6 protein-coding genes, 3 tRNA genes and 1 pseudogene are annotated in these 6859 nt (G+C 46.3%); 9 read left to right on the top strand and 1 reads right to left on the bottom strand.

What is annotated here, in order from left to right; all coding sequences use genetic code 11:
• The first annotated feature begins 160 nt into the window (after positions 1-160).
• The 9 genes from H6A32_RS15335 to H6A32_RS15295 all read left to right on the top strand — a co-directional run bounded on the left by H6A32_RS15335 (position 161) and on the right by H6A32_RS15295 (position 6281).
• Positions 161-233, top strand: a tRNA-Asn gene (locus H6A32_RS15335).
• 490 nt (positions 234-723) lie between these two features.
• Positions 724-1854: an enolase C-terminal domain-like protein gene (locus H6A32_RS15330; protein WP_430749598.1), complete on the top strand. Its 1131-nt coding sequence runs from the start codon at positions 724-726 to the stop codon at positions 1852-1854.
• Positions 1855-1928: 74 nt separating this feature from the next.
• Positions 1929-3062, top strand: a complete 1134-nt coding sequence (locus H6A32_RS15325) for a glycerate kinase family protein (RefSeq protein ID WP_204864768.1) — start codon at positions 1929-1931, stop codon at positions 3060-3062.
• A gap of 44 nt (positions 3063-3106) precedes the next feature.
• Positions 3107-3631: a response regulator transcription factor gene (locus H6A32_RS15320; RefSeq protein WP_243424958.1), complete on the top strand. Its 525-nt coding sequence runs from the start codon at positions 3107-3109 to the stop codon at positions 3629-3631.
• Between the two features lie 144 nt (positions 3632-3775).
• The gene (locus tag H6A32_RS15315) at positions 3776-4066 is read left to right on the top strand and encodes a hypothetical protein (protein ID WP_204864767.1); all 291 of its coding nucleotides are present in this window, start codon (positions 3776-3778) and stop codon (positions 4064-4066) included.
• Positions 4067-4311: 245 nt separating this feature from the next.
• The gene (locus H6A32_RS15310; RefSeq protein WP_087169138.1) at positions 4312-5364 is read left to right on the top strand and encodes an inorganic phosphate transporter; all 1053 of its coding nucleotides are present in this window, start codon (positions 4312-4314) and stop codon (positions 5362-5364) included.
• Positions 5365-5385: 21 nt separating this feature from the next.
• A complete protein-coding gene (locus tag H6A32_RS15305) occupies positions 5386-6009 on the top strand; it encodes a DUF47 domain-containing protein (protein ID WP_087169139.1) in 624 nt (207 codons plus the stop codon).
• A 73-nt stretch (positions 6010-6082) separates the two neighbouring features.
• Positions 6083-6154: transfer RNA gene (locus H6A32_RS15300), tRNA-Glu, on the top strand.
• Positions 6155-6209: 55 nt separating this feature from the next.
• A tRNA-Cys gene (locus H6A32_RS15295) sits at positions 6210-6281 on the top strand.
• A 217-nt stretch (positions 6282-6498) separates the two neighbouring features.
• Here H6A32_RS15295 and H6A32_RS15290 read toward each other — a convergent pair.
• A pseudogene (locus tag H6A32_RS15290) lies at positions 6499-6859 on the bottom strand (hypothetical protein); the annotation flags it as partial.

Raw genomic sequence — 6859 nt, 5'->3', positions numbered from 1 at the left:
TGGTAACACATGGAGCTGACTGTTACTAATAGGTCGAGGGCATAACCAAGGAATGGTGGATAGGAAAAAGCAGGATGACAGAAACGTGGACTTATATGTGGTTTTGAAGGTACACAAAAGGAAACACCTGAAAAGGTGTGTTTCTTTGTATCTAAAATATTCCTCCTTAGCTCAGTCGGTAGAGCATGCGGCTGTTAACCGCAGTGTCGTTGGTTCAAGTCCAACAGGGGGAGCTTGCAAAGCCCGTAAATTCAACATTTACGGGCTTTATTTGTTTTTGTAATATGCCCCTCGGGGGCAAAACAGATTGTCTGCTGAAAAAAGCAGGCATTTGATTGTTATACTTAAAAATGAAGCGGAATTGCGTTGCTGGATGGGTTCCGGTGTGTCGCCCGATGGTAAATTTTAAGTTTTACTGTCGGGCTTTTTTATTTTATCTTAAAGAGAAGGGAGGGTTAAGCCCTACATTATAACGGTCGATCGGATATTTTACCAGATTGATCTTTGAAGCGCTTGTCTGGCAATTGGTAGAAAAGTCAGCCGTATAATGCAGTCGTGTTACCAGGTACATCTCCCAGATTATGTAAAGACTGCATCAGTCAAGCGCCGGTGTTTGACACCATATCAGAAAATCCCTATAATAAATTTAATCATTGCTGATAATGGCAGAAAGTTCCGGGAGGAACAAAGATCACCAATGCGCTGGAAGAATGCAGATCGATTGTGGAAGGAGCCAATCTTGCGGAGTATAAAAGCACGTTGTTAAAGGTGAAAAGATATCTGGATTCCAAAGGAGAAGAAGATGTAAGAGGAAACCAGACCTTCGATCTGAGGACGGGAGTCCATGTGCTGACCGCGATCGAAGCACCGTGTCTGGATCTTCTCGGAAAGATGCTCGGAGTTCCTGTCTGTGAGCTTCTGGGAGACGGACAGCAAAGGGACAAGGTCCGGATGCTGGGCTACCTGTTCTTTGTAGGGGACAGAAAAAAGACAGATCTCCCGTACGATGAGGAACCGGACTCTGACTGTGAATGGTACCGGATCCGTCATGAAGAAGCGCTGACCGCGGAGAAGATTGTCGCGTTTGCAAAAGCAACACATGAGAAATACGGATTCGAAGATTTTAAATTGAAAGGCGGAGTGTTGCCGGGAAATGAAGAGATGGATGTAATCCGGGCGTTGAAAAAGGAATTCCCGGACGCAAGGATTGATCTGGATCCAAACGGCGGCTGGCTTCTTGAGGAAGCGGTAGAATACGTAAAGGGCATGAAAGGGATTCTTACATACTGTGAAGATCCATGCGGTGCGGAAGGAGTGTACTCGGGAAGAGAGATCATGAGTGAATTCCGCAGAAGGACAGGATTCCCTACAGCCACCAATATGATTGCCACAGACTGGAGAGAGGTAGGACACTCTCTGGAATCGCAGGCGGTTGATATCATTCTGGCAGACCCGCATTTCTGGACAATGAGCGGCTCGGTGAGAGTTGCACAGATGTGTCATGATTTCGGATATACATGGGGGTCTCATTCCAACAATCATTTTGATATTTCCCTGGCAATGTTTACTCATGTGGGAGCTGCTGTGCCGGGTGAATATAATGCGCTGGATACGCACTGGATCTGGCAGGAAGGAGTCGAGCGGCTGACGAAAGAGCCGCTGCAGATCAAAGACGGATGTGTGGAAGTGCCGAAAAAACCGGGGCTTGGAATTGAAGTGGATATGGATCAGATTCTGAAGGCGAATCAGCTGTACAGGGAAAACTGTCTGGGAGGAAGAGATGACTCTGTTGTCATGCAGTATTTGATTCCTGGATGGAAATTTGACCCGAAGAAGCCTTGTCTGGTAAGATAATACTATAAATGAAAAGAAGGAAGCATGGATCCTGAATGCCGGGGATGCATGCTTTCTTTGGCAGGAGGAATGATATGAAAGTTGTAGCAGCGATTGATTCGATGAAAGGGAGCATTGGTTCCATAGAGGCGGGAACGGCGGCAAAGGCCGGAATCAGAAAGGTATGCCGGGCGGATGTTGTCATAAAACCTGTAGCGGACGGAGGAGAGGGAACAACGGAAAGCATGATCGAAGGACTGGGTGGAGAATACCGTGAAGTCCGTGTGACAGGGCCGGACGGGAAGCATGTAACAGCAAAATACGGGATACTGCCGGATGGAGAGACGATTGTGATGGAGATGGCGGAGGCGGCCGGAATCACGCTTATTCATCCGGACAGTCTGGATCCGTGGAATGCCACAAGTTTTGGCGTAGGAGAGATGATTCGGGATGCAGTGGAAAAAGGAGGAAGAAAATTCATTATCGGAATCGGGGGCAGTGCGACGACAGACGGGGGAGCAGGGATGCTTCAGGCGCTTGGGTACCGATTTCTGAATGCGGAAGGAAGACAGATCGCCGGAGGGATCGGTGAACTTGACCGGATCGTCAGAATTGACACAAGCCTGGCAATGCCGGAACTCAAGGAATGTTCCTTCCGGATTGCGTGTGATGTGAAAAATCCGCTTTGCGGTGAAAACGGTGCGGTATATGTATATGGCCCGCAGAAGGGAGTCAGGGCGGAAGAAAGAGCGGTTCTGGATGAGAAGATGAAGCATTATGCAGGGATGACAAAAATGTATCTGGGAAAAGACCATAGTGAGGAAGAAGGAGCAGGAGCCGCGGGAGGACTCGGATTTGCTTTTATCAGCTATATGCCGGATGTGGTCCTAAAACCGGGTATTGATATCATTATGGAAGCAGTCGGTCTGGAAGAAGAGATCCGCGACGCGGATCTTGTGATTACCGGCGAGGGAAGACTGGATTCGCAGACCGCGATGGGAAAGGTACCAGTGGGTGTGGCGAAACTTGCGAAAAAATACGGGAAAAAAGTCATTGCTTTTGCAGGAAGCGTGACAGACGATGCAGGGGCCTGCAATGAGGCGGGGATTGACGCATTTTTCCCGATTGTCAGAGGAATTACTACTCTGGAAGAAGCAATGGAGCCGGAGCGGGCCCGGAAAAATATGGAACTGGCTGTCGAACAGGTATTCCGGCTGATCTGCGGTTAGAAAATATCCGGAAAAGAGAATATTTTGCCGTATTGCTGGATCTGATGCTGCCGGGAAAAAGCGGGTTTGATATCTGCAGAGCGATCAGGGCTCAATCCGATGTTCCGATTCTTCTTGTCACTGCAAAAAAAGAGGATATAGATAAAATCAAAAGGCTCGGGCTCGGGGCGGATGACTATATTGTAAAGCCGTTCAGCCCTGTAGAGCTGACGGCCCGGATAAAAGCGCATATGCAAATCCATAAGACGCTGAAAGCCGGAAGAAAGGAAGAAGTAATCTCTACCGGCCAGCTGAGAATCTATCCGGGATCTTACCGCGTATATAAAGGGAAAAACAAGCTGGAACTTACAGGACGGGAATTCAGGCTTCTTTTGTTTCTGGCCGGAAATCCGGATATCGTCTTTACAAGAGAGCGGATTTTTGACCATGTCTTGGGAACAGAAGCTGTAGGAGACATGTCGACAGTCACGGTACATATCAATAAATTGAGAGAGAAAATAGAAGATGACCCGTCCGACCCGCATTATATACAGACTGTATGGGGAGTCGGGTATCGGTTTAAAAAGTAAATCCTATTGAACAGCCGGGGATGTCTTTTGGGTATTCCCGGCTATTTTATACAGGTATTGGACAGAGCCGGTGAGAGGCACTATACTTATTTGAGGATTCTTCGGTCTTTGACCGATATCGAATATAAGAAATGAGAGAGAGGCTTGGAGCAGAAACTATTATTTACAAATAAGCAGCTGAGAAATATGATACTGCCCCTCGTGATGGAGCAGTTTTTGCTGATGCTGGTGCTGGTGGGGCTTTCGGATACGTTCATTGTCAGCCAGTGCATGGGCGCGGGAGATACCGAACAGGCAGAGCAGTATTTTAAACGGTTGATGAAGATCACGCTGGTGATTTCTCTTGCCATATGTATGGACTGGCTGAGCAGAGCAGTCGTGTTCTGGGTACGGTTCAGGAGAGGAAAGTGGAAAACATTTCACGTGATTTCATGACCCTGAAATGGGAAGTTTGTTTGAAACGGGACAGAAAATGTGTGTTAAGTCGAAAGTGATAAAAACTTTCGATTTAACGCATTTTTTTTGTAGATCTTACCATATGAAAAATTCTTGTAAGAGAACGGGCGCAATGTTATATTTGAGTTAAGACTGTGTAAAGAAAAAATCAAATAGAAAGCTCATAAAAAGTATACAGTCGAAATTTATTAAAAGAAGAAAAGGATGGGTAAAGGAAGAGACTTATGGATGTTTCATTTTTCAGCTTTTTTCAGCAGGTCACGTCAAATCCGGTACTTTTGATCACCGTGCTTCTTACAATGGGGGTCATTTTCGTAAACGGATGGACGGATGCACCGAACGCGATTGCCACCTGTATTGCCACAAGGTGTATGCGGGTGAGGCCTGCAATTATGATGAGCGCTGTCTTTAATTTCCTTGGAGTACTTGTGATGACCGGGATCAACAGCTCGGTTGCGTCCACAATCAGCAATATGGTGGACTTTGGAGGAGAGACAGACAAGGCGCTGGTAGCTCTTTGCGCGGCATTGTTTTCCATTGTTGTATACAGTGTTGCGGCTTCTGTTTTTGGAATTCCTACCAGCGAAAGCCACAGCCTTATTGCCGGACTTACCGGCGCGGCGATTGCGATTCAGAACGGATTGTCCGGTGTAAACGGCGCGGAATGGGTTAAGGTGCTTTACGGACTTGTACTGAGTCTGGCGCTCGGATTTTTTTCGGGCTGGATCATCTGCAAGGTGATTGCGGCTCTCTGCGCATCTATGGACCGGCGCAGGACATCGTCATTTTTTAAAGGCGCACAGATTTTCGGCGCGGCATTTATGAGCTTTATGCACGGAGCGCAGGATGGACAGAAATTTATCGGTGTGCTGTTTCTTGGAATCGCTTTCTGCAACGGACAGTCCAGTGTGGAAGGCATGGGGATTCCGATATGGCTGATGCTGCTTTGCAGTGCCGTTATGGGAATCGGGACAAGCGTAGGCGGTGAGAAGATTATAAAATCTGTCGGAATGGATATGGTCAAGCTTGAGAAGTTCCAGGGATTTTCAGCGGACCTTGCAGGCGCGTTCTGTCTGCTGCTTTCCAGTGTGTTTGGAATTCCGGTTTCCACAACACATACAAAGACCAGCGCAATTATGGGCGTCGGCGCGGTAAAAAGACTTTCCGCAATCAATTTCGGCGTAGTAAAGGACATGATGCTGACCTGGGTATTTACGTTCCCGGGATGCGGACTGATCAGTTTTGTCATAGCAAAGCTGTTCATGGCACTCTTTTAGAAGAAGTAGGAGGAAGTAAAAATGGCAAAGAATCGGGATTCATTTTATTTTGAAACATTTACAGCCTGTGCGGAAATTTCCTGTCAGGCGGGACATATGCTTGTAGGAATTCTCAGAGACTTCAGACCGGAAAAGCTGGAGGAGTATCTGGACGAGATGCACAAGATAGAAAACAGTGCGGACATGAAAAAGCACGATATGCTGGACAGACTTGCAAAAGAGTTTATCCCTCCGATTGAAAGAGAGGACATCATTGCTCTGAGCCAGCGGATTGACGATATCACAGACAAGATTGAGGATGTGCTCCTGAGAATCTATATGAATAATATCACTGAGATTGAAGATGATGCCCTTCAGATGCTGGATATTATTATCCGCTGCTGTGAAAAGGTGACAGAGCTTACAAAAGAGTTTGCAGATTTCCGGCATTCCAAAAAGCTGAAAGAAGTCATTATCCAGATTAATGACCTGGAAGAAGAGGCGGACCGCTGCTTTATGAAGAGCATGCGGAAGCTCCATGCCGAGTGCCAGAATCCGCTGCATATCATAGCATGGAGAGAGATCTACATCTATCTTGAGCGGTGCGCGGATACATGTGAACATGCCGCAGATGTGGTAGAAAGTGTAGTTATGAAAAATTCTTAAAAAAAGGCTTGCTTTTTTTGAGAGGGTATGATAATATAATTCTCGGCACTGCGATAGCGGTGCCAAGAAATAAGGCTCCGTGGTCAAGCGGTTAAGACATCGCCCTTTCACGGCGGTAACACGGGTTCGATTCCCGTCGGAGTCATTTTTGAAAAAATGCTTGCATTTTTCAGAAAATATGATAATATAATATAGTGTACGGCGCAGTAGCCAAGCGGTAAGGCGTGGGTCTGCAACACCCTGATGCACCGGTTCAAATCCGGTCTGCGCCTCTCAAAAAGCCCGGAAAATCAACGTTTTTCGGGTTCTTTTTATTTTTCAAGGCTTGTAAAAAAATAAGGTGGCAGATTTTTTTGACCAACAAAAATATTTTTCTTGCATCACCTTTTCTAAACTCATTCCAACAAAAAATTTTAAACTTAAGACCGCCAGAAACCGCATAAAATCGAATAAAATCGGTTCATAAGGTGGACGATAAGGTGGACGGATTTATGCGATTGTATCCACCAGATCCACTTTCTTTTGTGAGTCAGTATGAAAGTAAGTCTTTATGACTACATCATAGCTGTCACCTAATAATTCCGCCGCATCTTTCAGCTCACCCATATTAGTTGTTTTTCGGACAATATTAGTCGCAAACGTATGTCTGAGAGCATGGAGGGAATATTCCTGGATTCCTGCTCTTCTGCATATTTTGACTAAAGTATTCCGTATGTTTTGTAAAGTTGGGCTGATATGATTGAATAATTCGCAAACCCCCATCTGAGATGGGGGAATAGGCGAAGCCGTAGCGTTACATAAGGTACCATAGGAAAAACCTCCTATGTTATAATGTTGTGGGTTCGCAGCC

Source organism: Drancourtella massiliensis (genome assembly GCF_016900655.1).
Lineage (GTDB): Bacteria > Bacillota > Clostridia > Lachnospirales > Lachnospiraceae > Sellimonas > Sellimonas catena.
The sequence above is the reverse complement of the archived record's forward strand: the minus strand, read 5'-3'. Positions and strand labels throughout refer to the sequence as shown.

Excerpts from the sequence above, each read along its gene's own strand:
- H6A32_RS15325 (WP_204864768.1), top strand. The coding sequence starts at position 1,929 with ATGAAAGTTGTAGCAGCGATTGATTCGATGAAAGGGAGCATTGGTTCC.
- H6A32_RS15320 (WP_243424958.1), top strand. The coding sequence starts at position 3,107 with ATGCTGCCGGGAAAAAGCGGGTTTGATATCTGCAGAGCGATCAGGGCT.
- H6A32_RS15310 (WP_087169138.1), top strand. The coding sequence starts at position 4,312 with ATGGATGTTTCATTTTTCAGCTTTTTTCAGCAGGTCACGTCAAATCCG.
- H6A32_RS15305 (WP_087169139.1), top strand. The coding sequence starts at position 5,386 with ATGGCAAAGAATCGGGATTCATTTTATTTTGAAACATTTACAGCCTGT.